Genomic DNA, 957 nt, shown 5'->3' on the forward strand with positions numbered 1-957 from the left:
CCTTGGCACACTCCATGCGTTTGTACCTCCCGAGCGCAGAAACACTGCTCAAACCAACCGAACCCAAAGTTCAATCGCTCCCAAGGAGAACTGCCATGACTACCACCCTCGCCATCAAGGACCTGTCYGTCACCGAAGAACTCGACGCCCGCGCCATGCGCGCCGTGCGCGGCGGCTTCGTGCCCTTCCTGCCTGTCTTCAGCGCGGTCAAGGTCGACTCGACCTTCAACGCCTCGCAGCTGATCGGCCAGACGCAGAACGTCGTCAACATGAATGGCAACAACGCAGCCTTCGTCGACGACATCAAGTCGCATGTCAACTCGACCCAGAACGCCCAGAACAACATCTACCGCTAAGCCGCCGGCCCCGCCGAGCACGCCAACCGAATTCGCACATCACTGAGTACCGGAGAACTGTCATGACTACCATCGCCATCAAAGACCTGTCCGTCACCGAAGAACTCGACGCCGGCGCCATGCGCGCCGTACGCGGCGGCTTCGTGCCCTTCCTGCCCGTGTTCAGCGCGGTCAAGGTCGACTCGACCTTCAACGCCTCGCAACTGATCGGCCAGACCCAGAGCGTGGTCAACATGAACGGCAACAACGCTGCCTTCGTGGACGACATCAAGTCGCATGTCAACTCGACGCAGAACGCCCAGAACAACATCTATCGTTGAACGGCCCGGCTTGCGCGGAGGCGGCCCTGCCACCTCCGCTGGCAACMAGTCAATCAAGAGCATTTCAAGTTATCCAGTGAAGCCAAAGAGAACCGACATGTCATCCCTCATCGTGCGCGACCTCCCCCTGAACCAAGAACTCGACAGCAAGTCCCTGGCCGCGGTGCGCGGCGGCGCCAACACCTGGATGCAGGGACTGGGCCCGGTGGCCAACGTCAATGTCAACGTCAACCAGAACATCGCCCAGCTGCAGAGCATCAACGTCAACACGCTCAACAACG

Annotated in this window: 3 protein-coding genes; all 3 read left to right on the forward strand. The window is 60.2% G+C overall.

Features of this window, described 5'->3' with window-relative positions; genetic code table 11:
• Positions 1-95: 95 nt before the first annotated feature.
• Complete coding sequence (locus tag AC1DKV_RS40485) at positions 96-356, forward strand: hypothetical protein (RefSeq protein ID WP_441643671.1); 261 nt, start codon at positions 96-98, stop codon at positions 354-356.
• Positions 357-418: 62 nt separating this feature from the next.
• The gene (locus AC1DKV_RS40490) at positions 419-676 is read left to right on the forward strand and encodes a hypothetical protein (protein ID WP_441643672.1); all 258 of its coding nucleotides are present in this window, start codon (positions 419-421) and stop codon (positions 674-676) included.
• 97 nt (positions 677-773) lie between these two features.
• A partial coding sequence (locus AC1DKV_RS40495) for a hypothetical protein (protein WP_477117392.1) occupies positions 774-957 on the forward strand: 184 nt, incomplete at its 3' end.

The organism is Cupriavidus sp. 05T41 (assembly GCF_056396525.1).